The sequence below is a fragment of the Pseudomonas sp. GW823-FHT06E10 genome (assembly GCF_058794995.1).
In genome coordinates, this window is the sequence record NZ_JBXAHJ010000022.1 from 47,709 (window position 1) to 74,608 (window position 26,900).

Here is a 26,900-nt window from a genome sequence, read left to right on the forward strand (position 1 = left end):
GCTCTCCTTTTAACGTTTTGAGCGTTGCCGGCAAACACCGGCAACGGCTCGGACATCCTTGTCCAGCTTAGTCTCAGTCGATGCGCTTGGCTGACTTGATGAACACCGGATCGGCCGGCACGTCGCGCATACCGTTTTTGCTGGTGGTAGGCGTGTTGACGATGATATCGACCACGTCCATGCCCTTGACCACTTTGGCGAACACGGCGTAGCCGGCGTCGCGGCCCGGATCAAGGAAATCGTTGTCCTTGACGTTGATGAAGAACTGGCTGGTGGCCGAGTCAGGATCGGAGGTGCGTGCCATCGACAGCGTGCCACGCACGTTATGCAGGCCGTTGCTGGCTTCGTTCTTGATCGGGTCCTTGGTCGGTTTCTGCTGCATCGAGGAGGTGAAACCACCGCCCTGGGCCATGAACCCCGGGATCACCCGGTGGAAAATCGTGTTGTTGTAGAAACCACTGTCGACGTACGCAAGGAAGTTCTTGGTACTGATCGGGGCCTTGACAGGGTCCAGTTCGATTTCGATCTGGCCGTTGGTGGTGTCCAGCAGCACATGCGGGGCCTTTTCCGGCGTCGCGGCCATCAGGTTGGCGGCAAACAGGACGGTGCCTGCGGCGAGGGCGATTGTTTTCAGCATGGGTCAGTGATCCTGAGTGGTGGTGTCGACTGCGGTCAGAAACTCCAGCAGCGTCTGGTTGAAGTGTTCCGGCTGGTCCAGCGGCGTGGCGTGGCGTGAATCGGCGATCACCACCAGCCGCGCGTCGGGCAACAGTTTTACGTAGTTTTCCTTCAGCGCCACCGGTGTGTAGTCACGGTCGGCGCTGACAATGAGGGTTGGACAGGTGACCTTCGAAAGTCGTTCCTGGACTCCCCAGCCGACAATGGCATTGAAGCTGGCGAGATAAGCATGTTTGTCGTTTTTTGCCCAGCGTTCGGCCATTTTTTGTCGCAAATCGGCCTGCTCGGGTTTGGGGAACAGCTTGCTACCCAGTGCCTTGCCAATGGTGCGCAGGCTGAGTGCGTGCATCAGGCTCCAGCGCTTGAACCACTGCCAGTAGTCATCGCGGCTGCGCAGCTTGACCTCGGGCGCGCTGTTGACGATGCACAGGCTCTTGAGCAGTTGCGGCTGATCCACGCCCAGCTGGAAGCCGATCATGCCGCCCATGGACAGGCCGACATAGTGTGCCGGACCGAGATTGAGGTGTTCGATCAGTGCAATCAGGTCAGCGCTGAATCCGGCAATGCTGTAGCGCTCCCGGGGTTTGTCCGAACGGCCGTGACCGCGCACATCCGGGACGATCACCCGGTAGCGGGTGGCAAGTGCCGGGATCTGTTTTTCCCAGTCCAGGGTGCTGGAGCCGAGGCCGTGGACCAGCAGCAGCGGCGTGCCGTGGCCATATTCCTCATAGTGCAGGTTACAACCTTCGTGTTCGAAATAGGCCATGCATACACTCCGTGTCAGGCTTGTTCGGGGGCGGCGAACGGTGCGTCCAGTGGTGCGGTGTCAAACGTACGCAGCAGTTCGATGAGAATCTGCGTGGCCGGTCCCAGCGGTTTGTCCTTGTTCGAATACAGGTAAAAGCTCGGGTTACGGCTGCCGCCCTGATCCAACGGTAGCAGCTTGAGCGTACCTTCCTTGAGTTCCCGTTCGATCAAGTGCCGGGGCAGCCAGGCAAACCCCAGACCGCTGCTGACGAAGGTCGCGGCGGTGGCCAGGCTGCCGACGGTCCAGCGCTGTTCGGCACCGAGCCAGCCGACGTCCCGTGGTTGCTGGCGGCCCGAGTCGCGGATCACCACTTGCATCTGGCTTTCCAGGTCCTGGAAGCTCAGTTCGCGGTTGAGGCGGTGCAGGGGATGCTCCGGATGGGCAACCGCAACGAACTCGACATCGCTCAACTCCGCGCCCAGGTAACCGGGAATACTGAAACCCGTGATGGCCAGGTCGGCCACGCCTTCGAGCAGGACTTCCTCCACGCCAGACAGCACTTCCTCGCGCAGGCGCACCCGGCAGCCACGGCTTTGCGGCATGAACGCGGTCAAGGCGCGGACGAGGCGGGCGCTTGGGTAAGCGGCATCGACCACCAGGCGCACTTCGGCTTCCCAGCCCTGCTCCATGTGATGGGCCAGGTCTTCGAGTTGACTGGCCTGTTTCACCAGTTGCCGGGAACGGCGCAGCAGCACCCCGCCGGCTTCGGTCAGCACGGCTTTGCGTCCGTCGATACGCAGCAACGGCACGCCGAGTTGATCCTGCATGCGGGCCACGGTGTAGCTGACTGACGATTGCGAGCGATGCAGCGCCTCGGCGGCCTGGGCGAAACCACCGTGATCGACCACGGCCTGCAGCGTTCGCCATTGATCGAGGGTCACGCGGGGCGCTTTCATGTTGAACTCCTCTTGTCCTAAGCTGGCAGCCCTAATTGGAGGCTGCTGAATGAAAAAATTCTGTTGTGTGCTGCTGGCGCTGCTGCCGCTGACGGCGATGGCTTACCCGATCGATGTGAAAAAAGACCTCAACGGCATGAAGATCGATTACCAGACCTACGACACGGATAACGACATCGGCTCCATCCAGGTGGCCAACTACGGTGACGTCGATGCGAGCTGCAAGGTCGTTTTCATCAATGGCCCGGAAGCACCGCGTAACCGCAAGATCGATGTACCGGCCGGCAAGCACAAAAATGCAACCGCCAAATTCACCCGCAGCATCATCAAACTGCGCATCGAGCTGACCTGCACCCCGAAATGAAATCAATCCCCTGTGGGAGCGAGCTTGCTCGCGATAGCGGTGTGTCAGGCAACAGAAAAATTGAATGACATGACGCCTCGCGAGCAAGCTCGCTCCTACAGGGGGTAGTGCATGCTGAGCTTATAAACGAATTTATTGATGGGTTATAGCAGTTATTTGCGCTTTTTCATCGATATGACTCTGTTTAACCTTCACTCCATCGACCTACAGCATTCTCAGATGGAGGCTACATCCCATGTCCCGCGTTCTGATCATCGAAAGCAGTGCCCGTCAGCAAGACTCAGTTTCCCGCCAACTGACCCAGACGTTCATCAGCCAGTGGAAAGCCGCTCACCCGAATGACCAGATCACTGTCCGGGACCTGGCCGTCAAGCCAGTGCCGCATCTGGACATCAACCTGCTGGGTGGCTGGATGAAACCCGCCGAACAGCGCAGCGACATCGAACAGGCATCCCTGGAACGTTCCAACCAGTTGACCGATGAATTGCTTGCCGCCGATGTACTGGTCATGGCCGCGCCCATGTACAACTTTGCGATCCCCAGCACCCTGAAAGCCTGGCTCGACCATGTACTGCGTGCCGGCGTGACCTTCAAGTACACCGAAACCGGTCCCCAAGGCCTGCTCAGCGGCAAGCGTGCGTATGTGTTGACGGCTCGCGGCGGCATCTATGCCGGCAGCACCGCCGATCACCAGGAACCGTACCTGCGCCAGGTCATGGGTTTCATCGGCATCCACGACGTGACGTTCATCCACGCCGAAGGCATGAACCTGGGCGGTGACTTCCAGGAGAAAGGCCTGAACCAGGCGAACGCCAAGCTTTCGCAAGTGGCCTGACCGGTTAATCGCCAGATAATCGCTGGATGGTCTAGTGACCTGGCGCAACCCTTCAAGCCTGTACGCGCATCGAACCTCCCTTCGCACTTGTTGCTCCTGAGTGCCCTGGCCCGATTGAACGCTTTAGCGAGATCGGGCTTTTTTTTGCCTGCGATTTAACCAACACCGACAAAACCCTGTAGGAGCGAGCTTGCTCGCGATGACGGAGTGTCAGTCGACAATGATGTTGAATGATCCACCGCTATCGCGAGCAAGCTCGCTCCCACAAGGAATTTGTATTATTTGGGTGTTCGCGATCAGCAGCAAAACCCGCTATCGTCGCCGCCATTCGAAATGAGGCGAGCATGGGCTATCTACTTTTTGTCACGCTGATCCAGGCGTTTTCCTTCAGTTTGATCGGCGAATACCTGGCCGGTCATGTCGACAGTTACTTCGCCGTGCTGGTACGCGTGCTACTGGCAGGGCTGGTGTTCATCCCGCTGACCCGCTGGCGCTCGGTAGAGCCGGCATTCATGCGTGGCATGCTATTGATCGGCGCGTTGCAGTTCGGCGTGACCTACGTCTGCCTGTACCTGAGCTTTCGCGTACTGACGGTGCCGGAAGTGTTGCTGTTCACCATCCTCACGCCGCTGCACGTGACCCTGATTGAAGATGCGCTCAATCGTCGCTTCAACCCCTGGGCCCTGGTCGCGGCGCTGGTGGCGGTGGCGGGGGCTGCGGTGATTCGCCTTGACCGGATCAACCCGGACTTCTTCATGGGGTTCATGTTGCTGCAACTGGCCAACTTCACCTACGCGGCCGGGCAGGTGCTCTACAAACACCTGGTCGCGCGCCATCCAAGCGATCTGCCGCATTACCGCCGTTTCGGCTTCTTCTACCTCGGCGCACTGGCGGTGGCGTTGCCGGCGTTTCTCTTGTTCGGCAAACAGAACTTCCTGCCCGAAGCACCGCTGCAATGGGGTGTGCTGCTGTTCCTCGGCCTGGTCTCGACCGCTTTGGGGCTCTACTGGTGGAACAAAGGCGCGTGTCTGGTCAACGGCGGGACCCTGGCGGTGATGAACAACCTGCATGTGCCGGTGGGGTTGCTGATCAACCTGTTGATCTGGAACCAGCATGAAGAACTGGGGCGGTTGTTGCTCGGTGGTTCGGTGATTTTGCTGGCGGTGTGGATCAGTCGGTTGGGTATACGCAAGCCTTTGGCCGTTCACTAAACTCCGGGTGCTCCGATAAACCTGTAGGGGCAAGCTCGCTCCCACAGGAAATTGTGTGATTTAAAAATCACTTCGGCGCCAGTTGTCCTACCAGAAACTCGATAAACGCCCGGGTCTTTTGCGGCACCCGCCGGGCTGACGAATACACCGCATTGATGGTGATCGCCGGAGCCTGCCATTCACACAGCACCGGCACCAGTCGCCCGGCCGCCAGCGCATCCTCGACGATGAAGTCGGGCAGCAGGGCGATGCCCATGCCGGCTTCGGCGGCCTGGGCGAGCAGGTCGCCATTGTTGGCGTGCAACGGGCCGGTGACGTTCACCCGCTGGGTTTCCTTGCCATTGCAAAGTTGCAGGCTGACACCGCTCTGCAGATACCCGTAGTTCAGGCATTGATGGGCGCGCAGGTCCTGCGGAGTCCGCGGAATGCCCGCGCGCTCGAGATAAGCCGGGGACGCCACCATGATGCGCGGTGCGGGCGCCAGTTGCCGGGCGATCATCGTCGAGTCGGGCATGCTGGCGATGCGGATGGTCACGTCAAACCCACCCCGCACGGGATCGACCTGCTGGTCGCTGAGTACCAGTTGCAGCTCGATGTTCGGGTGCTGTTCATGAAACAGCGGAATCAACGGCCCCAACCGCCGAAGACCAAACGACATCGGCGCATTGACCCTCAACACACCACGTAACTCGCCGATGCCATCACGGGCCCGTTGCTCGGCCTCGTCCAGCGCCGCCAATACTTCCCGTGCAGCATCGAAATACTCGGCCCCGGCCTCGGTCAGGTGCAGGCTGCGGGTGGTGCGTTGCAGCAATTGCACACCGATGGCTTCTTCCAGCGCCTGAATCTGTTTGCTGACTTTCGAGCGCGGCACGTCCATGGCCCGGGCGGCTGCGGCGAAGCCGTTCTCGCCAACCGTGACGACGAAGGCGCGCATGCATTCGATGCGATCCATATTGTCCCTTTTTTAGAATCAATGATTCTCGATTTTAGGTAATTGTCCCTTTAATGACTAGCCCCTAAAGTGACATCCAAGCCGACAGCAACGCCGCAGAAGGCAACGTCGACCAACCCCTTACCCATTCGAAGTATCGACATCAAAAGGAACGCGCCATGTCTATTCGTGAACTGCTCAACCCAACCAACTCCGCCCTGATCCTGATCGACCATCAGCCGCAAATGGCATTCGGCGTTCAGTCCATCGATCGCCAGACCCTGAAGAACAACACCGTGGGCCTGGCCAAGGCGGCGAAGATCTTCAACGTGCCGACCATCTACACCTCGGTCGAAACCGAAAGCTTCAGCGGTTACATCTGGCCCGAGTTGCTGGCTGTGCACCCGGATCAAAAGCCGATCGAGCGCACTTCGATGAACTCCTGGGAAGACAAGGCATTGGTAGACGCGGTGAAAGCCACCGGTCGCAAGAAGCTGATCATTGCCGCGCTGTGGACCGAGGTTTGCCTGACCTTCCCGGCACTGGAAGCTCTGGCTGAAGGCTACGAGGTGTACATCGTCACCGACGCCTCCGGCGGCACCAGCAAGGAAGCCCACGACATGTCGGTGCAACGGATGATTCAGGCCGGCGCGGTACCGGTGACCTGGCAGCAAGTGTTGCTCGAATACCAGCGTGACTGGGCGCACAAGGATACTTACGAGGCAGTGATGGAACTGGTGCTGGAGCACAGCGGCGCGTACGGCATGGGCGTGGATTACGCCTACACCATGGTGCACAAGGCACCGCAGCGGCAGGTCAAGTAACCCGCAAACGCTGAAATGGATGTACCCCTGCCCTTGTAGGAGCGAGCTTGCTCGCGATTGCGGACTGTCAGACGACACATATGTTGACTGACACGCCCTCATCGCGAGCAAGCTCGCTCCTACAGGTTTTTTGTAGTGTTACATCATGCGTTTTTCGGCTTCGGGAATGTGGCTTGCCCCCAGCACTGCCGGCAGCAACCCGGCCCGTAAATCCGTACCACTCGGCTGCTGATAAAGGCTCAGCCCGAACTCCGGCAGCACCGCCAGCAGGTAGTCGAAAATATCCCCCTGAATCCGCTCGTAGTCGGCCCACGCCGTGGTGCGGGTAAAACAGTAGATTTCCAGCGGAATACCTTGGGCCGTGGTCTGCATCTGGCGCACCATGCAGGTCATGTTCGGCTGGATCTCCGGGTGACTCTTCAGGTAGGCCAGCGCATAGGCGCGGAACGTGCCGATGTTGGTCATCCGCCGGCGGTTGGCCGACATGGCCGCGACGTTGCCCTGGGCTTCGTTCCAGGCCTTGAGTTCGGCCTGTTTGCGGGTCATGTAGTCGGTGAGTAGGTGGATATGGGTCAAGCGCTGCTCTTCGTCATCGGTGATAAAGCGCACGCCGCTGGCATCGATGAACAGGCTGCGCTTGATTCGCCGGCCACCGGACGCCTGCATGCCGCGCCAGTTCTTGAACGACTCGGACATCAGGCGCCAGGTCGGGATCGAAACGATGGTCTTATCAAAGTTTTGCACTTTGACCGTATGCAACGTGATATCCACTACATCGCCATCTGCACCAACCTGTGGCATTTCGATCCAGTCGCCGACCCGCAGCATGTCGTTGCTGGTCAATTGCACGCTGGCGACGAACGACAGCAGCGTGTCCTTGTAGACCAACAGAATCACCGCCGACATGGCGCCCAGCCCCGACAACAGCAACAGCGGCGAGCGGTCGATCAGCGTGGCGACGATGATGATCGCGCCAAACACGTACAAGACCATTTTCGCCAGTTGCACATAGCCCTTGATCGAGCGCGTGCGGGCATGTTCGGTGCGGGCATAGATGTCCAGCAGGGCATTGAGCAGGGCGCTGATGGCCAGCACCAAGAACAGGATGGTGAACGCCAGGGCCACGTTGTCGAGAAAATTACGGGTTATCTTGTTCAGTTCGGGGATCAGGTTCAGGCCGAACTGAACCACCAGAGACGGCGTCATCTGGGCCAGACGGTGGAACACCTTGTTGTTGAGCAAGTCTTTGAGCCAGTGCATGGCCGGTTGCCGGCCGAGCAATTTGACGGCGTGCAGGATCAAGTAGCGTGCCACTCGTCCGACGACCAGCGCTACCGCCAGCAACATCAGCAACGCCAGGCCGGAGTACACACGCGGATGTTGCTCGAGCGCGGTCCAGAGTTCTTGGGTATTGAGCCAGAGCTGTTTGAGATCCATAAGCTAAAACGATTCTTCTGTAGGGCAGTATCGGTCGATTAGAACATGAAAGTAGGGATATGGGCATGCCAAAAGTTGAGTCTTGATGTATGGAGATTGCCCAATATCTAACTATGGCACATTGCACCGCTCGTAAGAACTAGCAGATCTGATAGTGGACACTGAATAAAAACGATTGCCTAATCTTCCCGTGGTTGAGGTTTTTTGGTGGTTTAATTCAATAGAAAGGTATTGATATGAAATCGAAATCGGTAGCTCTATTTTCAAGAGAAGATGAGCAGCGGGCGTTAACTTTGGTAGATCCTTGGGCTCCACGTATTCATGAAGTCGTTGGCTCAATCTTGAATCTTGACTATTTCACGGGTGACCCAACTTGCTCATTCGGGCCGTGGCCGCCATGTGGCATCAAAGGCCAGCGGGTATGGTTATCCATCGAAAGTGCAGGTCATGCGCCGTTGCAAGTCTTGGAGGGCGTGTCGATTATCGAGGAGGAAGCCAGGGAGGGTGTAACAAAGAACCTTAGCCGAAGTTGGTTTGAAGGGTTGCAGCCAGATAGTGAGCTAAGAGTAGTTGCGAAAATCGCGCTATGCAGTAGCGATAGTGAAAGCAATGCTGTGCGACTGCCTGTGCGCAGCTACACCTTTAAAAGGTTTTTGAGAGAGGGTAGAGAGGAATTCAACGATTTGTTTGACCTGGGGTGGGACAATCGTAATCATGAATTCGGCAATGGGTTGTCTGTCAAACTTTGGAGTGAATGGTCAGGGCTGTCGGCAGGTGTGCGTCAGTTGGGAGTTGGTGGTCCAGACTGGGGTGAAAGTTGTTTTTATTTGAATCTTTGTCTAGTTCAATTTTCATTTGTAAACCCTGTCTCAAGTGTTGGGTTTTCCGTTATTGGGTTGAAGGAGGAGGACACAGGATGCTACGTTCAGTTTAAAGAGGTTGGTATGCCTTGGGGTGAGTATATTTACATGCCTGCAAATGGTGGTGTAGACCAGCCTGCAAAAGATGTTTTATTTGAAAGTGAGCGCGGCATTGAATGTTTTGACATATATCATTTTCCTGACAGTTTTGATCATTTGTATTTAGATAATCTTGTCTGGACGCGGAGCTCTTGAGTTTTACGGTGTTCAGGGTGTCGATGTTTTTGACGTGTGGAACTCAGGTTGTGCGATAAGTCGGGGGGCATTCGTCGTTTTGGGTTGCTGGACGAAGTGCCCCTTACCACATTAGTGCTGGTTTTTGATGCCAGCAGTGCTGAAACTAGGTGAGTCCATCGCCGCATAACTTTTAGCGAGCGTGTCTGTCATCCGAACATGCGCTAGATGGTTTTGCGCTGCTGGTACTTGGGGCGATCAAACAGTCTCGGTAGACCCGCAACGGGATGACGGCCGCATCCGATAACAGTCACAGTAATGACGCAGGCTTTTGGCGTCATAGTCCTTGGCCGCCAGCAACCATCGGCTGCGTCGGGAAGCTCGTACCGTTTGACCTTCGTGGACTCCTGCCTTTGATGGACGCGGACTCTACTGAGTCTCGACGCTTGTGGGATTCAAATGAGTTTCGGCGGATTTCGTTCAGAGTCTTATGAAAGGCGCTGATGAAGCACTTTTGAAGGGTCGCTGGGATCGGAGATCCTGGCCTTCAGGCAACATTTACACAAAGAAACTCGGCCTGAGCGCTCGAAACCGGTACCCTATGCAGCTGTTTTTTGCATTTCTTCGAGGTAGCACCCGTGTTTTCCCAATTCGCCCTGCACGAACGCCTGCTCAAAGCCGTGGCCGAGCTGAAATTTGTCGAGCCAACGCCTGTGCAAGCAGCGGCCATTCCGCTGGCGCTCCAAGGGCGTGACCTGCGGGTGACGGCGCAAACCGGTAGCGGCAAAACCGCTGCATTCGTTTTGCCGATCCTCAACCGTCTGATCGGCCCGGCGAAAATCCGCGTCAGCATCAAGACCCTGATCCTGCTGCCGACCCGCGAACTGGCCCAGCAGACCTTGAAAGAAGTTGAACGCTTCTCGCAGTTCACCTTCATCAAGTCCGGCCTGATCACTGGCGGTGAAGACTTCAAGGTCCAGGCCGCGATGCTGCGCAAGGTGCCGGACATCCTGATCGGTACGCCGGGCCGGATGATCGAGCAGTTGAACGCCGGCAACCTCGACTTGAAAGAAGTTGAAGTCCTGGTGCTCGACGAAGCCGACCGCATGCTCGACATGGGCTTCGCCGAAGACGTTCAGCGTCTGGTGGACGAGTGCACCAACCGTCAGCAGACCATGCTGTTCTCTGCCACCACCGGTGGTTCTGGCCTGCGCGAGATGATCGCCAAAGTCCTGAACAACCCTGAGCACTTGCAGCTCAATGCGGTCAGCCAGCTGAACGACACCACCCGCCAGCAGATCATCACCGCTGACCACAACCAGCACAAAGAACAGATCGTCAACTGGCTGCTGGCCAACGAGACCTACCAGAAGGCCATCGTCTTCACCAACACCCGGGCCATGGCCGACCGTATCTACGGCCGCCTGGTGGCGCAGGAATACAAAGCGTTCGTGCTGCACGGCGAGAAAGACCAGAAGGATCGCAAACTGGCGATCGACCGCCTTAAGCAGGGCGGCGTGAAAATCCTCGTGGCCACCGACGTCGCCGCTCGCGGTCTGGACGTAGATGGCCTGGACCTGGTGATCAACTTCGACATGCCGCGCAGCGGCGACGAATACGTGCACCGTATCGGTCGTACCGGTCGCGCCGGTAACGATGGCCTGGCCATCTCGCTGATCTGCCATGGCGACTGGAACCTGATGTCGAGCATCGAACGCTACCTCAAGCAGAGCTTCGAGCGCCGCACCATCAAGGAAGTCAAAGGCACCTACGGCGGACCGAAAAAGGTCAAGGCCTCGGGCAAGGCCGTCGGCGTGAAGAAGAAAAAGACCGACGCCAAGGGTGACAAGAAGAAAACTGCCGCCAAGACCCCGACCAAGCGCAAGAGCGCCAACCGGCCGAAGAGCGATTCCCTGGTCAGCAAGGACGGCATGGCCCCGCTCAAGCGCCGCAAGCCGGAAGCGCCGGCGGCTGAGTAAGTCGTTGTCGTGACCCAAAAAAACCGGACAGATGTCCGGTTTTTTTATGCTCGGGATTTGTGGGTTGATCAGCTCTCGGCTTTCTTATCCGCCGTCTGCAACGCCTTCAACCGCTGATCAATCAACTGGCACTTGTCCGGCAAATCCTTGCTGGCTGTGCCCAGGTCCATCTTCTGCAACTCGGCGTTGATTTCTTTGGCTTTGGCCGGATTCTGCTCGGTGAGCCTGGCCACTTCCTGAGCCAGTTGCTCGCGCTTTGCGGTGGCTTCCCCGGGAGTGCAGGCTCAAACGGGGAGGGCACAGGCGAGAGTGGTAGCGAGGGTAAGCGTCAGAAGGGTTTTCATGGGAGGCCTCGGGTTCCGTGTCGGGCGGTTAATCGGTTGAAGCTGTGAGGTTCGGAAAGTTCACACGCCTCCCGCTGTAGGACAAATTCGTTCTGAGAAATACCGCTGCTCCGGCCACCGCTTTTCTCCCCCGTATCAGGAAACATCCTGCGCTTCTGTCGGAAGCGCCCGATTTAGCCGCTACCGTTCGTCACCTATCATTTTGGAGTGGATTCATTATTTGACGTCAGGATGGTGGCTCTCTAATGCGTCGCCATTATTTTGATATCGCTTTCCGTTTCGAGGGATCGAACATGTACTCACCCGCCCTTGTGGCGAGGTTGTGCCTGGCTTTGCAGTGCCTTTCTCCGCTACATCCTGCTAATGCTGCCCCCTCCCCCGGTGACACCGATCTCATCCGCGAACGTCAGGATCGCCTGCTCGAAGAGCAACGTCGTCGTCTTGAGGAACTCAAGGAATTACCCGGCAAGGACGTGAAACCCGCTGTGCCGACGGCGCCTGCTGACACCCGCTGTTTCCCGATCCAGGACATCGAACTCAAAGGCGTCGACAGCCTTAGCGACAGCGAGAAAAATCGCCTGCTCAAGCCATACATCGGCCAATGCCTGGGTGTCACTCAGCTCAACGAACTGCTGAAAGTCATCACCGATCATTACATCGAAAAAGGCCTGGTCACCAGTCGCGCGTACTTGCCGCAGCAGGATTTGTCCGGTGGGCATCTGAAGGTGCTGGTGATCGAGGGCAAGCTCGAAGGGGTGAAAGGCGCTGACGGTAGCAATCTGTCGGACCGCGAGTTGGGCATGGCTTTCCCTGGCAAGACTGGCGAGTTGGTCAACCTGCGCGAAATCGAGCAGTTGGTCGATCAACTGAACCGCTTGCCCTCCAATCAGGCACAGATGGAATTGGCACCGGGCAAGCACGTTGGTGGCAGTGAAGTGCTGGTCAAGAACACCCCGCAAAAACCCTGGCGCGCCGGTTTGTCGCGTAGCAACGACGGCCAGCGCAGCACCGGCGAACAGCAGTGGGGCACGACATTTGATTGGGACAGCCCGCTGGGCCTGGCCGACCAGTTGAATCTGCGCGGCGGTCACGATGCGATGACCGATCACCAGCACACCTCCAACAACGCGATGCTCAATTACAGCCTGCCGTGGGGCTGGTGGAACTTCAGTTACACCTACAGCCAGAGTGACTATCGCTCATTGGCCCAAGCCAACGGCTTCAACTTCAGGCAAACCGGCGACAGCGAAAACCATCAACTGCGCGCCGAGCGGGTGATCCATCGCGATGCCGTGAGCAAAACCTCGCTCAGCACTGGCTTGTCGACCCTGCGCACCAACAACTTCATTGAAGACAGCAAGCTCAAACCGAGCAGCAACCGCATCAGCGAAGCGCAGTTCGGCATCAATCACGGTCGACGCGTCGGCAGTGCATTCGTCAACTTCGACCTGGGGATGCAAGAAGGTATCGGTGCGTTCGATGCCCAGGGCAATGATCATTCTGGCCCCGGCGAGCCCGACGCGCGCTACCGCAAATACACCGCGACCGCGAGCTACCTGCAGCCGTTCAAGGTCTGGGGTGAATCGTTCAGCTTCAGCAGCCTGATGACCGGACAGCACAGCGAAGATGTGCTGTTCAGCCCGCAGCGCACCAGTCTCGGCGGGCTGTCGTCGATCCGGGGTTACAAGGATCAATCCTTGTCCGGCGACAGCGGCGGTTACTGGCGCAACGACCTGCGCTGGAGGCGGCAGGTCACCCTGGATTGGCTGCGCCCTGTGTTCGCTGAATACGGCACCAGTCTCGGTTATGACCAGGGCGTGATTCGGAACGATCGCTACAACGGCGATCAACACGGGCGCATGTCCAGCAACTCGGTGGAGGTGTTTGCTCGCGGCCAGCACCTCGCCGCCAGCGTGACCTTTGCCCATTCCCTGGAACGTCCGGACACCCTGAGCGAGCGCGAAGCGCCGATCTATTTTCGCATGGATTTCTTTCTCTGATTTCGCCTCATCGAGACTTTTGACATGGATGCCCGCCAGTTCGACTTCCTGAGCCGTCAGCCCTCTGCCGCAGTGAAACCTCGCGAGCACTTCTGGGGCATGCCCAAGCGCGGGTTGGCGTTCCTGTTGGCGAACGTGATGTTCTGGCAACCGATGTGGGCGCAAGCCGATGGCATCGTTGTTGCCACGCCGGGCACCAGCCTCGGTCAGGCGGGCAATGGCGTGCCGATCGTCAACATTGCCACGCCCAATGCTAGCGGGCTGTCGCATAACCAGTTCCACGATTACAACGTCGGCACCCAAGGTGTGATTCTTAACAACGCTACCGCGCGTACTCAAACCACCCAACTGGGCGGGATCATCGTCGGCAACCCGAACTTCAATGGGGTCGCCGCGCAGACCATCCTCAACGAAGTCAACGGCGGCAGCCCGAGCCAACTCAACGGTTACACCGAAGTGGCCGGCCAATCGGCACGGGTCATTGTCGCCAACCCTTATGGAATCAGCTGCAACGGCTGCGGCTTCATCAATACCCCGCGCGTGACATTGACCACCGGTAAACCTGTGCTGGATAACGGACGCGTGGATCGTTATCAGGTGGATCAGGGCAGTGTCTCCATCGACGGCGCAGGGCTGAATGCCAACAACGTCGACAGCTTCGAAATCATCACTCGCAGCGCGAAGATCAACGCCGAGATTCAAGCGAAAAACCTGACGATTGTGGCCGGTCGCAACGACGTCAACACCCAGACTCTCAGTGCTACTGCTCGCGCCGATGACGGCAGCGCCAAACCACAAGTGGCCATCGACAGTTCGGCGCTGGGCGGCATGTACGCCGGCGCGATCAAACTGATCGGCACCGAGGCCGGGGTCGGGGTGAAGCTGGCCGGTAATCTGGCCGCCAGTGGCGGTGAGATCCAGATCGATGCCAATGGTCATCTGAGCCTGGCCCAGACTGCTGCCGCTGGTGCAGTCAACGTCACAACCGCGAGCCTCGATGCCCAGGGACCGGTTTATGCGGGCACCAGTCTTGCAGTCACCACCCCTGGAGACCTCAACACACAACAAAACCTCGCTGCTCGCGACCGCATCAGCCTGTCCAGCGGCGGGCAACTGAGCAATCAGGCGGTGATCGAAGCCGGCGTCAACGCCGACAACAGCCGCAACACCAGCGGTGATGTCAGCCTCGCGGCGCAGAACCTCACCAACAGTGGCAGCGTGATCGCCAGCCGTTCGCTGCAAGCCACGGTGGCACAGACCCTGTTCAACCAAGGTGGGACGCTGAACGGTCAAGGCAGCACGCAAGTCTCTACCTCGACCCTGGATAACCGTCAGAAAGGTCGAGTGTTGAGCCAGGGCAGCCTGGGCGTCACCGCCAATCAGGTGTTGAACAACCAAGGCGGCCTGATCACCAGTACCGGCAACCTCAATGCCAACGCCGGGTATCTGGATAACAGCGGCGGTGAACTGTCCAGCCTGGCAGTCAGTACCGTGCAGGTGGGGGCTCTGGATAACGTTGCCGGTTTGATCGGCGCCGGGCAGAGCCTGAGTATCACCGCCAGTGGCCAGATGAATAATCAGGGGGGGCGTGTCCTTGCCCAGCAGGACCTACAGATCAGCGCGGGTGCACTGGACAACAGTCAGCAAGGTTCGCTGGTCAGTCAAGGCACGTTGGGCCTGAGCGTGGCTGGGACGTTGGACAACCATGAGCAAGGCAAACTGACCAGCACTGGCGCACTGACTGCACAAATTACCGGAGCACTGCTCAATCAGTTCGGGCTGATCAACGCGGGCGGCAATCTGCAACTCACCGCCAATACGCTGGACAACCGCAATGCCCAACTGTCGAGCGTCGGCGATCTGATGTTAAGCGCCAGTCAGGCGGACAACAGCAGCAGCGGCCAGATCCTGGCTAACGGCGACCTCTCACTGAGCCTCGACAGCTTGAACAATCAGCTCAAGGGCGTGATCGCCGGGCAGCGTGATGTCCAGCTCAACGCCGGGCAGCTGGATAACAGCGGGGCGGGCAGCCTGTACGCGAAACGCAATCTCAACCTGACCCTGGCCAATCAATTGAACAACGCGCAGGGCACCCTGCGCGGTGACGGCACGCTCACGCTGCAAGCGGCGAGCCTGGGCAACAATGGCGGCAGCGTATCTGGCGTGGGCGGATTGACCGTGACCAGCAGTGGCGCGATTGCCAACCAGGGCGGCGCCCTGCTGACCGACGCCGGTCTGACCCTGAACAGCGGCAGCCTCGATAACAGCCAGCAAGGTCGCATCGTCGGTAAAGGCGTGGTACTCAAAACCGGCGCGTTCACCAATCAGCAAGGCGGAAGCCTGACCAGCACTGGCGCGCTCAGTCTCACGGCCAGCCAAGTGGATAACAGTGTGGCTGGCCGCATCGCCAGCGCCATGGCGTTGACCGCAACCGTCACCGGCCTCGATCAGCACGCGGGCGGGCAATTGTTCAGCAGCACGGATGTCACCCTGGACTTGAGCAATGGCCAGCTGAACAACCAGGGTGGTTTGCTGATGGCACCGGGTCAACTGCTGCTGAAAAACCTCAATGCCGTCGCTAACCAGGGTGGTGAAATTTCCAGTACCAAGGCGTTCACCCTGACGGCGCAAAGCCTCGACAACACCGACGGCAAGCTGCTCAGCGACCAGGGTTTGACCGTGCGCATCAATCAGGCACTGACCAACGTCAGAGGGTTGATTTCGGCAGCGAGTGTGGAGGCGCGCGCCGCTCGGCTCGACAACAGCAACGGCAGCATCAGCAGCGACGCCGACCTGAGCCTGCAACTGGGTGGCGCGCTGCTCAACCGGGGCGGTGAACTGTCCAGCGCCGGCAACACCACCCTTGTAGCCATGAGCCTGGGCAACGGCAGCGGCCAGGTGCTGGCCAATCACCGCCTGAGCCTGATGATCAGCGGCGCCGTGGATAACCAGGCCGGTACTTTGGGGGCCGGGCAAGGTTTAAGCATCAACGCCGCAAGCCTGGATAACCGTCAGGCGGGCAGCCTGGTGACTGACGGTAACCTCGACCTCGGCCTCGGCGGCTTGCTGAACAACCAGAGCGGCGGCAGTGTGCAGGCCAAGGGCCTGATGAACCTGCAAAGCCTGAACCTGGATAACCGTGGTGGTCGCACCTCGGGCAAAAATCTGCTGACCTTGCGCAATGGCTCGTCGGACAATCGCGGCGGTGTCATTCGTGCCGACAAGGACGTGCAGCTCTACATCGATCAATTGGATAACCGCCAGCAAGGTCTGCTCAGCAGCAAGGCCGGCATTGGTTTCACCGGTCAGCGTCTGGATAACCAGGGCGGCTTACTTAGCGCCGTGGGCTTGCTGCAACTGCAAGCAGGCGTAGTGCTCAACAACGCAGGTCGTATCGCCAGTCAGAGCGACCTGATTGCCAATGTCGACACGTTGACCCAGCAGGGTGGCGAGATGGTCGCCCAAGGCACTCTGACGCTGACTGGCACCACTCTGGATAACAGCCGGGGCGGTTTGGTCGGGGCGACAAAAGCGCTGAAACTCAATGCCGGTGACATCGACAACCGCGCGGGTGAAATCTCCAGTCAGATTGATGTCGCCATCGTCGGCCAACAACTGAACAACAGCGACGGCGGCAAGGTACTGGCGGGCACCGCACTGGGACTGAGCGTTGCGAACCTGATAAATCAGAACAAGGGGCTACTGTTCGGCGACACGCTCAGCCTCAACGGCAAGAGTCTGAGCAATGCCGGGGGCACGCTCGCCAGCCAGCATGGTTTCGCTATCAACCTTGCGGGCGATCTGGACAACAACGCCGGCCTGCTCAACAGCGAAGGGACCCTGACGGTCAACGCCGCCAGCCTGAACAACAGTGCGGGCAGTCTGTCCGGTGCCAATGCGCTGACCGTAACGACCACTGGCGTACTGAGCAATCAGAGTGGCTCGATCACCACCAATGCCGGGCTGACCCTCAACAGCGCCAGTCTCGATAACCGAAACAGCGGCGTGCTGTCCGGCAAAGGCGCGACTCGGGTCAGCACCAGTGCTTTCGACAACAGCCACGGCGGTCGCCTGACCAGCGCCAACACCCTGGACTTGAGCTCCGCCCAAGTGATCAACCAAGACACTGGCAGGATTGCCAGTGCCATGGCGCTGACCGCAACAGTCACGGGCCTCGACCAGCAGGGCGGTGAGCTGTTCAGCAATACGGCGTTGAGCCTTGATCTGAACCACGGCCAGTTGAATAACCAGGGTGGCTTGATCAATGCACCCGGCGCGTTGCTGCTGAAAAATCTCAATGCCGTCGCCAACAATAATGGCGAAATCTCCAGCGCCCAAGCCTTTACTGTCGACGCTCAAACACTCGACAACAGCGGCGGCAAGCTGCTCAGTTATCAAGCGCTGACGCTGCGACTGGCGCAGGCGATGAGCAACATCAACGGTATCGTTTCCGCTGCCGCGCTGAACGCGCATAGCGCCAGCCTGGACAACAGCAGCGGTTTGATCAGCAGCCGTGATGGCCTGAGTCTGGCCGTTGACAACAGCTTCACCAACCACAACGGCACCTTGATCGCCGACGGCAATCTGCTGCTCAGCGCTACCACAATGGACAACAGCCTGGGGCAGGTCGCCGGTAAACAAGACGTCACCGCCAGCGTTGGCAGCTTGCAACAACAGGGCGGGCAGCTGATCGCCCAAGGTAGTCTGAGCCTGACCGGCGATCGCCTGGACAACCGCCTGAACGGCTTCGTCGGTGCGACGGGCACACTGGATATCAAGGTTGGCAACGTCGACAACCGTGGTGGCGAACTCTCCACCAAGGGCAACCTGACCCTGGTCGGCCAGCAACTGGATAACAGCGACAATGGACAAATTCTTGCCCAGAACACCCTGCTGCTGGCAGTCGATCAAATCATCAACCGCAACAAAGGCCTGCTCTTTGGCAAGACCGGATTAAGCGTGACCGGCACCGGACTGGATAACACCAGCGGATCCTTGCTCAGCCAGCAGAGCATCGACGTTGACCTCGGCGCTACGCTGGACAACAGCCTCGGTCTGTTCAGCAGCGAAGGTTCGCTGGGCGCGCGCGTGGGCAATCTGATCAACACGGCTGGCAGCTTTTCCAGCGCCGGTAGCTTGAGCGTCAATAGCGCTGGGGCAATCAGCAACCAGAGCGGACAACTGGTCACCGATGCCAACCTCGACTTGCATGGCGCCAGCCTCGACAACCGGCAGCAGGGCCGGATCAGCGGCAAAGGCCCCGTCTCGATTCAAACCGGTGCCTTCGACAACAGCCAGACTGGCCGCGTCAGCAGCGCCGGTCGCCTCGACGTGACCGCCGCACAACTGACCAACCAGGCAGGCGGCAGCATCGGCAGTAGCGATTCACTGACCGTCAGCGTCACGTGGCTGGACCAGCAAAACGGTACCTTGTTCAGCAACAGTGCTTTGACCCTCGACTTGAACAACGGCCAGTTGAACAACCAGAACGGTCTGATCAATGGGCCGCTTCTGCTGCTGAAAAACCTCAATGGCGTCGCTAACCAGAGCGGGGAAATCTCCAGCGCCCAAGCCTTTACCCTGGCGTCGCAAAACTTCGACAACAGCGGCGGCAAGCTGCTGAGCAACCAGGGCCTGACCCTGCGCGTCATTCAAGCGCTGAGCAACGTCAACGGCATGATTGCTGGCGCCAGTGTTGATGCGCGCGCTGGCACGCTGGACAACAGCGACGGCCTCCTGACCAGCCGAGGCAGCCTCGCGCTTAACGTCAATGGTTTGCTGACCAACCAGAGTAACGGCCTGATCAACGCAGCGCAGGCGCTCAATGTCTCTTCCGCCTACCTCAACAACCAGGGCGGCCAACTGCTCGGCGGCACGGCGCTGACGGTCAACGCGGCGACCCTGGACAACACCGCCAATGGCCTGATCAACAGCCAGGGCGGATTGAGCCTGACTGCCAACAGCCTGGATTCCAGCAACGGCGGCGAAGTGTCGGCAAAAAGCGACATCGACCTGACCCTCAGCGCTTTGAGTCAGAATGGTGGTCGATTGCTCGGCAATGCCGGGATCACCCTGAACCTGAGTGGCGGCGACCTGAGCAACCACAACGGCCTGATCACCGCCCACGGTCCACTTACCATCAGCCATCTACGTGACCTGAACAACCAGGGCGGTGAAGTTTCCAGCAGCCAGAGCTTTGCCCTGGCCGGACGCACCTTCGACAACAAAGGCGGCAAACTGATCAGCAGCAACCTGCTGAGCCTCAACGCCACCGGCAGCGTGCTCAACCAGAACGGCCTGATCTCCGGCTGGCAGGGCCTCACCATGACGGGCGCCAGCCTCGACAACCGCAACAACGGCACGCTCTCCAGCCGCAGCGGTAACCTCGGCGTGACCCTGAGTGACGCCTTGCTCAACAGTGGCGCCGGTGCCTTGGTCAGCCAAAGTGTACTCACCGTCAACGCCGCCAGCCTCGACAACAGCGGCGGCATCCTGTCCAGTGGCGCCGGCCAGACCCTGACCCTCAGCGGCCTGCTGAACAACAGCCAGAACGGCCTGATCGACAGCGGTGCGGCCCTCGTCGTGCAAGCCATGACCCTCGGCAATGCGGCGGGTGTGATCAACGCGCAACAGAGCCTGAGCTTCACCGGTACCCACCTGGACAACACGGCCGGTAGCCTGGTTGGCAATGGTGCGGTCACCCTCGACTTGCTCGGCGTCTTGACCAACACCCACGGCAAACTCGCCAGTGCCGGCCCGCTACTGATTCAAGGTGCGAGCCAGATCAACAACCAGGGTGGGCAACTGGCGAGCCAGTCTCTGCTGACCCTGCTCACCGGCGGCCTCGACAACAGCAATCGCGGCACCGTGGCCGCCAACGGTCAACTATTGCTCACGGCAACGGGCGCCGTGCAGAACAACACCGATGGCTTGATCTACAGCAAGAATGGTGGCGTGCAACTGCAAGCCGCCAACCTGGCCAACAACCTGGGTGCACTGCAAAGCCAGGGTGCGCTGAGCCTCACTGTCGCCGGTGACATCGACAACCATAGCGGTCGCATCATCGCCCAAGGCAGCGACCTGACCGTCATTGCCGGCAACCTCGACAACCGCGGCGGCGTGTTGGCCAGCCTGCAAGGCGCGTTCAGCACCCACCTCACCGGCGTGCTGAAAAACGGCTACGACCCAGGCAACAACCAGGGCGGCGTCACCCAGGCCCAGCGCCTGGACCTGACCGCGCTGGCCGGCATTAACAACTACGGTGGGCGTATCGCCGCGCAAGCCGGCGATACGATCGTCCATACCGCTGACTTCGACAACCGCAATGGTGACCTTTACGCTCAGGGTCGAGTCAGCGTCACTGGTAACAACTTCGACAACAGCGGCGGCAATGACGGCCAGATCGCCGGCAGCCAAATCGACCTGACCCTGAGCGGTGCTCTGAACAACCGCCTGGGCATCATCGAAAGCGACAGTACCCTGGCGATCACCGCCGCGAGTATCGACAACCAGACGGGCCAGCTACGTGCCCTCGGCACCGGTGGCGCTACCCAATTCAACATCGGTAGCCTGTTCGATAACCGTAATGGCACCGTCGAAAGCGCCAACAGCGACCTGACCCTTGCTGCCAGCAGCTTCCTTAACACTGGCGGCACCCTGTTGCATGTCGGTACCGGCACTTTTGGCCTGTCCATGGCCAACGTCGTCAACGCCGGCGGTAGCATCGTCACCCGTGGCGGCCTGACTCTCAATGCGGGCACCTGGACCAACAGCAGCGTCATTCAGGCCGGGCGCCTGAACGTCAACGTCAACAACTTCAGCCAAACCGCCGGCGGCCAACTCCTGGCCTCCGACAGTTTCACGGGGAGCGGGGGCAATTGGTACAACGATGGGTTGATTGCCAGCAGCGGTAGCCTTGCCCTCAACCTGGGTGGTGTTTATAGCGGCAATGGCAGCGTGAGCAGTGTCGGCAATCTTGGTCTGAGTGCTGCGCAGATCGACCTTACCCCTGTGGCGAGTATCACGGCTGGCGCCAGTGGAACCGTAAGTAGCAGTGGCAGCCTGACCAACCTCGGACGTCTCACTTCAGCCGGGGCACTGACCGTCAATGCCGCCTACCTGAACAACCAGGGCACCTTGGGCAGTGCTGCCAACCTGCGCGTCAACGCCCCCACCATCCTCAACCAGAATGGCCTGATCTTCAGCGGCGGCGACATGGCGCTGCGCACTGATAACTTCACCAACCGCTACGCGGATGTCTATGGCCTCGGCAACGTCAGCATCGCCAAGGACGACAACAATGGATTGAGCGCGTCGATCTCCAACGTGTCGGCAACCATCGAGAGTGGTGGCGACCTGAGCCTGGCGTCCAACTCCATCGAGAACCGCAAGGACATATTCCAGACCACAGGCGGATTGGTCTCTGGCGAGATCGGGGTGCAATGCTACACCTGCGCTTCGCTCGATCCTCTTGCCCCGTTGGGCTTAAACAGTTATGCGGTCTGGGTGGAAAACTACCAGTCGCAGATTGTCCAGGAATCAGCCTCGGCCAGTATGACGGCTGGGCGTAACTTTCTGGCAAACGGCGGGGTGTTTCTCAATCAGGCGTCGACCCTCAGCGCAGGAAACAACCTCACGTTCAACCTGCAGACCTTTACAAATCAAGGGGCTTCTGTAGGCGACTATAACGTGCGGCGATCTATTGCTCTTTCTGCTGGGCAACAGACTACCGATTTGAATCTATGGAATTCGATCATGGCTTACAACGCTGCCAATGATCCTTCCTACGATCCGGGATCATTGGGATACGTCGGCGGCAGCAACCCGACATTCTCTAGGCCTACTCTCCATTTCTGGAACAGTTCCGGCGCCGAATCCGTAATACAGGTGGCACCTCACCCTGGCGGCAAAAACGAGGAAACCTATCTTAGGTTTGGTTCGGTATATATCACCGTGCCTGCTGGATCCCTATGGTACGACTTTACGCTTCCTCATTACGGCAACGGTGTGCGGACCGCTGCACCGGACGCGATCCAGTCCGCAATTCCCTTCGACACCACGGTGACTTACAACAGCCCATCGTCTTACGCTAATGCGGTTGTGCAGGCGGGCGGTGCAGTCAGTATCACCGCGTCGCAGAATCTCACCAACAGTATGATCCGTGAAGGGGTGGTCATCGGTTCCGGTGCATCACGCGTCGGCTCGACCCAGCTCAATGGGCAGCCCGCTCCGACCATCGTCAACCTCAACGCCCAACTCCCCCCCAACCTGGCTCAACAGCAGGTCAACCCTCTGACACTGCCGGGCTTCAGTCTGCCAACCGGCCAAAACGGCCTATTCCGCCTGAGCGGGCAGGGCGGTAGCAATGCCCAGGCGACTCAGGCTAACGTTTCGCCACAAAGCTGGACATTTGGTGGTGCCAGTGTCGCCTTGGCTCAACGCGACCAAGCAGTGCCGGATGCTCAGGTGCGCGATATCCAACTGAGCGATATCACGCAGGCCTCGGCCGCCAGCCGTCATGTGGTCACGGACGCCCGTCAAGGTGCCGGCGTTGTCAGCAATGCATCGTCGATCAATGTCACGGTGCCGAGCGATGGCGGTGCCGACAGCGTCGTCGTGCCGGGGCATAGCGCCGATGCGCCCACTGCCACCGTGGTCAGCGATATCACCGGCGCGAACCTGTCCAGTCAGCCCGCCGTCGTCGCTCCGCTGCCCGGCCAGACATCGCCTGCCATTGCGCAAATCACCCCGGCAGCCAGCCAGACCGTCGCCCGGGTGCAAGGCCTGCCGAGCAGCACCGGCCAGTCCCGGCCACAAAAATACCTGATCGAAACCAACCCGGTCCTCACCGACCTCAAGCAGTTCATGAGATCGGACTACCTGCTGGGCAACCTCGGCTACGATCCTGACGACAGCGCCAAGCGCCTCGGCGATGGCCTTTATGAACAACGCCTGATTCAGCAAGCGGTGGTCGCACGTACCGGTCAACGCTTTCTCGACGGCCTGACCTCGGACGAGGCCATGTTCAAGTACCTCATGAACAACGCCATCGCCAGCAAGGAGGCGCTGAATCTGTCGCTGGGCGTATCCCTCACCGCCGAGCAGGTCGCAGCACTCACCCACGACATCGTCTGGATGGAAATCATGCAGGTCAATGGCGAGGACGTGCTGGTGCCGGTGCTGTACCTGGCCAACGCCAACAATCGCCTGGCACCCAACGGGGCACTGATCCAGGGCAGCGACATGACCCTGATCGCCGGGCAGGACCTGAACAACGCCGGTACTCTGCGCGCCAGCAACAATCTGGCTGCCATGGCCGGCAATGACTTGGTCAACAGCGGCCTGGTCGAAGCCGGCAATCGCCTCGACCTGCTCGCGGGAAACAACCTGGTCAACAAGGCTGGCGGCATCATCGCGGGCCGTGACGTCACCCTCACCGCCATCGGCGGCGATGTGATCAACGAGCGCAGCGTGATCACCCATGAAAGTGGTACGGGCAACAGCAGTTTGCACCGCGATTTTGTCGACAACGCTGCGCGCATCGAAGCGACCGATGACCTGAGCATTCAGGCTGGGCGTGATGTGAACAACATCGGCAGCGTCCTGCAAAGTGGCCGTGACCTCAGCATCAGCGCCGGCCGCGACGTTAGCATCACCTCCGCCGAACAGGTGAGCAGCAACACCCTCGGCACCACCTCCCGCGACCAGAGCATCACCCAAAACGGCTCCAGCCTAGACGCCGGGCGCGACCTGTCGATCAATGCCGGCCGCGACCTCACGGCCATCGCCAGCCAGATCGACGCCAAGCGCAACATCGCCCTGGCCGCCACGGACAACCTAACTTTGGCCTCGGCAGCGGACGAGGCGCATAGCTACAGCAAAACCAAAAAAGTCACGACGCAGGAAAACCACGTCAGCCAGGTCGGCACCCGCCTCACCGCCGGCGGCAACGTCGCCCTGAGCGCCGGCCAGGCGCTGACCCTGCTTTCCAGCCGGGTCAGCGCCGGTGATGAAGCCTACCTGGTGGCGGGCGGTAATCTTGAATTGCTGGCCGCGCAAGACAGCGATTACTCGCTGTACGACATGAAGAAAAAGGGCCGCTTCGGCAGCAAGAAAACCCAGCGTGACGAAGTCACCGATGTGAAAAACATCGGTAGCGAAATCAAGACCGGCAGCGACCTGAGCCTGGTCAGCGGCGGTGATCAACGCTATCAAGGCGCCAAGCTGGACAGCGGCAACGACCTGACCCTCGACAGCGGCGGCAGCATCACCTTCGAGGCGGTCAAGGACCTGCACCAGGAGAGCCACGAGAAGAGCAGCAGCAACCTGGCCTGGCAGTCGGCCAAGGGCAAAGGCGATACCGATGAGACGCTGCGCCAGAGTGAGCTGGTGACCCAGGGCCAACTGACAATCCAGGCCGTCGATGGCTTGCACATCGACCTCAAGCAAATTGATCAAAAGACCGTGAGCCAGACCATCGACGCCATGGTGCAGGCCGACCCGAGCTTGGCTTGGCTGAAAGAGGCCGAGCAGCGTGGCGACGTCAATTGGCAACTCGTGAAGGAGCTGCACGATAACTGGGACTACGAAAGCTCAGGGTTAGGTGCCGCTCCGTCCCTGATTATTGCAATTGTTGCCAGTGTCTACCTCGGCCCTCTGTACGGCGCAATGGCCAGTAATTTCGCGGTCGGTACGATCAATGGTGGAGGTGATCTGGGGGCCGGCTTTTCCGCGGCCACCAGCAGTAACGCACTCAAAGGCTATGCGACCCAAATGGCGACGGCCTATGCCATGGGGTACATGGACAGTTACGTGAAAGGTTGGCAAACCGACGATGGGATGATTCTCAGCGGTAACGGAGTGAATAACCCCGGTTACTCATCAAGCATGCTGGATTGGAACACCATTGCCGACAATGTGTTGCGCAGCGGCGCACATGCTCTGGTCGCCGGCAGCATCGACACGGCGATCAACGGTGGCAGCTGGAAAGACAACCTGGGTAATGCAACTGTCTCCGAAGGGCTCGACCTCACCGCTGCATTTGGCAACAAACAAGTAGGCGATCTGGCCGACTACTTGAAGGTAGATCCAGGTTCCGCGTCCAAGATTCTAATGCATGCCATCTTGGGAGGCGCACTGGCTGCCGCCAAAGGCGGCGATTTCACCACTGGTGCTCTGGCTGGGGCTGCCGCCGAAGGTTTGACGCAGGCAACATCGGATGCTCTGGGGCAATACCTTGATGGCCGCTTTGCTACCGACGACCAGTTCAAAATCGCAACCGCACAAATAATCGGCATTTTGGCCGGCTCACTGGGTGGTGACGATCCAGCAACCGCGAGCTGGGTGGCGGGAAACACTGAGCGTTATAACAGGCAGTTGCATACCGAAGAGAAGGCCCTGGCCCGAAAACTTGCGAAGCAGAGCGATGGACAATACAGCGTCGAAGAAATAGAAAATCAACTTCGACTTTCATATAAAAAAGGAACAGACATCAACCCTGCTTCCGACATGGTGGCTAAAGCCGATGGAATTTATGATCCCGATGGGAAGTGGGTGCCATTGGGGGGCGGAAATTTAGTTCAAGATTTCAGTGCTGCAAATAAAGAGATTATTGCGTACATAAAACAAAGCACCGATGCGTACAGTTGGACATCCGAGGCAGAGACTGGTTTTTCTTCATTTCCGCAAGCGGACGGGTCCTTGTATTCTCAGGGTGGTACGGGTGAAAGGGATCGACTGACAGGCTATCCACTGGATCAAAACGGTGGTTACAGGGTTCCAGTAGCAATAGAAGGGATTTTTTATAGCCCTCGGTTCTTGTCATGTGGCAATGCTGAATGCATCGCTACAGGCGCGAATATTGATTTTGGTGATGCAAATACGTTGCGTTGGATTAAGGCTGCTGACGCTAAAATGATTAACGATATAGGAGCTGTTATGAGTGCGGGTTCTATTATCACTACAGGTGGGGTGGCTTCTGGCTTGTCAAACGCCTCAATGGCTGCATCCTTCTTATCTGGTTATTTGAATGGAGATCTTCCAAAGACGGCGACATCCAATGCATTAAGCACAGGGTTTGAACACTTTGCTGTCTCTAAGGGGATGTCAGCTAGTGATGCTTTAAAAATCTCTAATGCTTTTGGAGTCGTGGGTGTGTGGGATACACTGATCGATAAGGTAGGTCAGATTTTTAAGGGTGATTAAATGAAAGGTTTTTTACATAAAAATAAATTTTTCCTAGGGGGGACATTGATTTCTGCTTCTTTAGTGAACTGTTTTTTTCGATACGATGGGAGTTGGAAAAGATTCTTTACTATTCTAATAGTGCAGTTGTGGTTTGCTCAGGGTGTTTTTGGATATTTAAGGGGGGGGCGAATTGCTATCGCACCTGGCGGCTTGGGGAAGGATGCGCCCCCCGAATGGCGAGCAATGCTAGCCGGCTTTGCGCTATTTTTGTATGTGGTTGTGTTTTTTTTAGATTTTAAAGCATATTAGAG

At 58.7% G+C, this 26,900-nt stretch carries 14 protein-coding genes and 2 pseudogenes; 9 read left to right on the top strand and 7 right to left on the bottom strand.

Annotation, left to right across the window (positions count from 1 at the left end):
- Nucleotides 1-73: 73 nt before the first annotated feature.
- Genes AC1Q6Y_RS26445 through AC1Q6Y_RS26455 form a run of 3 tightly spaced genes read right to left on the bottom strand, consistent with a single transcriptional unit; the run spans nt 74 to nt 2,382 of the window.
- The gene (locus AC1Q6Y_RS26445) at nt 74-637 is read right to left on the bottom strand and encodes a peptidylprolyl isomerase (protein ID WP_218496949.1); all 564 of its coding nucleotides are present in this window, start codon (nt 635-637) and stop codon (nt 74-76) included.
- Nucleotides 638-640: 3 nt separating this feature from the next.
- Complete coding sequence (locus AC1Q6Y_RS26450) at nt 641-1,444, bottom strand: alpha/beta fold hydrolase (protein WP_218496951.1); 804 nt, start codon at nt 1,442-1,444, stop codon at nt 641-643.
- Nucleotides 1,445-1,458: 14 nt separating this feature from the next.
- Complete coding sequence (locus tag AC1Q6Y_RS26455; protein ID WP_007972479.1) at nt 1,459-2,382, bottom strand: PA3225 family LysR-type transcriptional regulator; 924 nt, start codon at nt 2,380-2,382, stop codon at nt 1,459-1,461.
- A 49-nt stretch (nt 2,383-2,431) separates the two neighbouring features.
- Between AC1Q6Y_RS26455 and AC1Q6Y_RS26460 the strand changes: the two genes are divergently transcribed.
- From AC1Q6Y_RS26460 to AC1Q6Y_RS26470, 3 genes are all read left to right on the top strand, one after another.
- Complete coding sequence (locus AC1Q6Y_RS26460) at nt 2,432-2,746, top strand: 3-phosphoglycerate kinase (protein ID WP_492625491.1); 315 nt, start codon at nt 2,432-2,434, stop codon at nt 2,744-2,746.
- A gap of 235 nt (nt 2,747-2,981) precedes the next feature.
- Complete coding sequence (locus tag AC1Q6Y_RS26465; protein ID WP_046043697.1) at nt 2,982-3,581, top strand: FMN-dependent NADH-azoreductase; 600 nt, start codon at nt 2,982-2,984, stop codon at nt 3,579-3,581.
- 344 nt (nt 3,582-3,925) lie between these two features.
- Nucleotides 3,926-4,792: a carboxylate/amino acid/amine transporter gene (locus AC1Q6Y_RS26470; RefSeq protein WP_150813367.1), complete on the top strand. Its 867-nt coding sequence runs from the start codon at nt 3,926-3,928 to the stop codon at nt 4,790-4,792.
- Between the two features lie 67 nt (nt 4,793-4,859).
- On the opposite strand, the gene AC1Q6Y_RS26475 is transcribed toward AC1Q6Y_RS26470, so the two are convergent.
- Nucleotides 4,860-5,747, bottom strand: a complete 888-nt coding sequence (locus AC1Q6Y_RS26475; protein ID WP_057715972.1) for a LysR family transcriptional regulator — start codon at nt 5,745-5,747, stop codon at nt 4,860-4,862.
- A gap of 158 nt (nt 5,748-5,905) precedes the next feature.
- Here AC1Q6Y_RS26475 and AC1Q6Y_RS26480 point away from each other — a divergent pair, with 158 nt between their 5' ends.
- On the top strand, nt 5,906-6,550 hold the full coding sequence (locus AC1Q6Y_RS26480) for a hydrolase (protein ID WP_008018228.1): 645 nt from the start codon (nt 5,906-5,908) through the stop codon (nt 6,548-6,550).
- Nucleotides 6,551-6,688: 138 nt separating this feature from the next.
- On the opposite strand, the gene AC1Q6Y_RS26485 is transcribed toward AC1Q6Y_RS26480, so the two are convergent.
- The gene (locus AC1Q6Y_RS26485) at nt 6,689-7,987 is read right to left on the bottom strand and encodes a mechanosensitive ion channel family protein (RefSeq protein ID WP_057715971.1); all 1,299 of its coding nucleotides are present in this window, start codon (nt 7,985-7,987) and stop codon (nt 6,689-6,691) included.
- Nucleotides 7,988-8,223: 236 nt separating this feature from the next.
- Here AC1Q6Y_RS26485 and AC1Q6Y_RS26490 point away from each other — a divergent pair, with 236 nt between their 5' ends.
- The gene (locus AC1Q6Y_RS26490; RefSeq protein ID WP_492625492.1) at nt 8,224-9,102 is read left to right on the top strand and encodes a hypothetical protein; all 879 of its coding nucleotides are present in this window, start codon (nt 8,224-8,226) and stop codon (nt 9,100-9,102) included.
- Between the two features lie 206 nt (nt 9,103-9,308).
- On the opposite strand, the pseudogene AC1Q6Y_RS26495 reads toward AC1Q6Y_RS26490, so the two are convergent.
- Nucleotides 9,309-9,465: pseudogene (locus AC1Q6Y_RS26495) on the bottom strand (IS5/IS1182 family transposase); the annotation flags it as partial.
- Nucleotides 9,466-9,719: 254 nt separating this feature from the next.
- Between AC1Q6Y_RS26495 and AC1Q6Y_RS26500 the strand changes: the two are divergent.
- Nucleotides 9,720-11,060, top strand: coding sequence for a DEAD/DEAH box helicase (locus AC1Q6Y_RS26500; RefSeq protein ID WP_007972492.1), 1,341 nt, complete (start codon nt 9,720-9,722; stop codon nt 11,058-11,060).
- Nucleotides 11,061-11,128: 68 nt separating this feature from the next.
- On the opposite strand, the pseudogene AC1Q6Y_RS26505 reads toward AC1Q6Y_RS26500, so the two are convergent.
- Nucleotides 11,129-11,404 (bottom strand): annotated as a pseudogene (locus tag AC1Q6Y_RS26505) (hypothetical protein).
- Nucleotides 11,405-11,697: 293 nt separating this feature from the next.
- On the opposite strand from AC1Q6Y_RS26505, the gene AC1Q6Y_RS26510 reads away from it, so the two are divergent.
- From AC1Q6Y_RS26510 to AC1Q6Y_RS26520, 3 genes are read left to right on the top strand one after another with little or no spacing between them, the layout of a single operon-like run.
- Nucleotides 11,698-13,404, top strand: a complete 1,707-nt coding sequence (locus tag AC1Q6Y_RS26510) for a ShlB/FhaC/HecB family hemolysin secretion/activation protein (RefSeq protein WP_492625493.1) — start codon at nt 11,698-11,700, stop codon at nt 13,402-13,404.
- A 24-nt stretch (nt 13,405-13,428) separates the two neighbouring features.
- Nucleotides 13,429-26,607 carry a two-partner secretion domain-containing protein gene (locus tag AC1Q6Y_RS26515; protein ID WP_492625494.1) on the top strand — a complete coding sequence of 4,393 codons (13,179 nt, stop codon included), beginning with the start codon at nt 13,429-13,431 and terminating at the stop codon, nt 26,605-26,607.
- Nucleotides 26,608-26,898 (top strand): hypothetical protein, encoded by a 291-nt coding sequence (locus AC1Q6Y_RS26520; protein WP_492625495.1) that lies wholly within the window; start codon nt 26,608-26,610, stop codon nt 26,896-26,898.
- Nucleotides 26,899-26,900 lie beyond the last annotated feature (2 nt).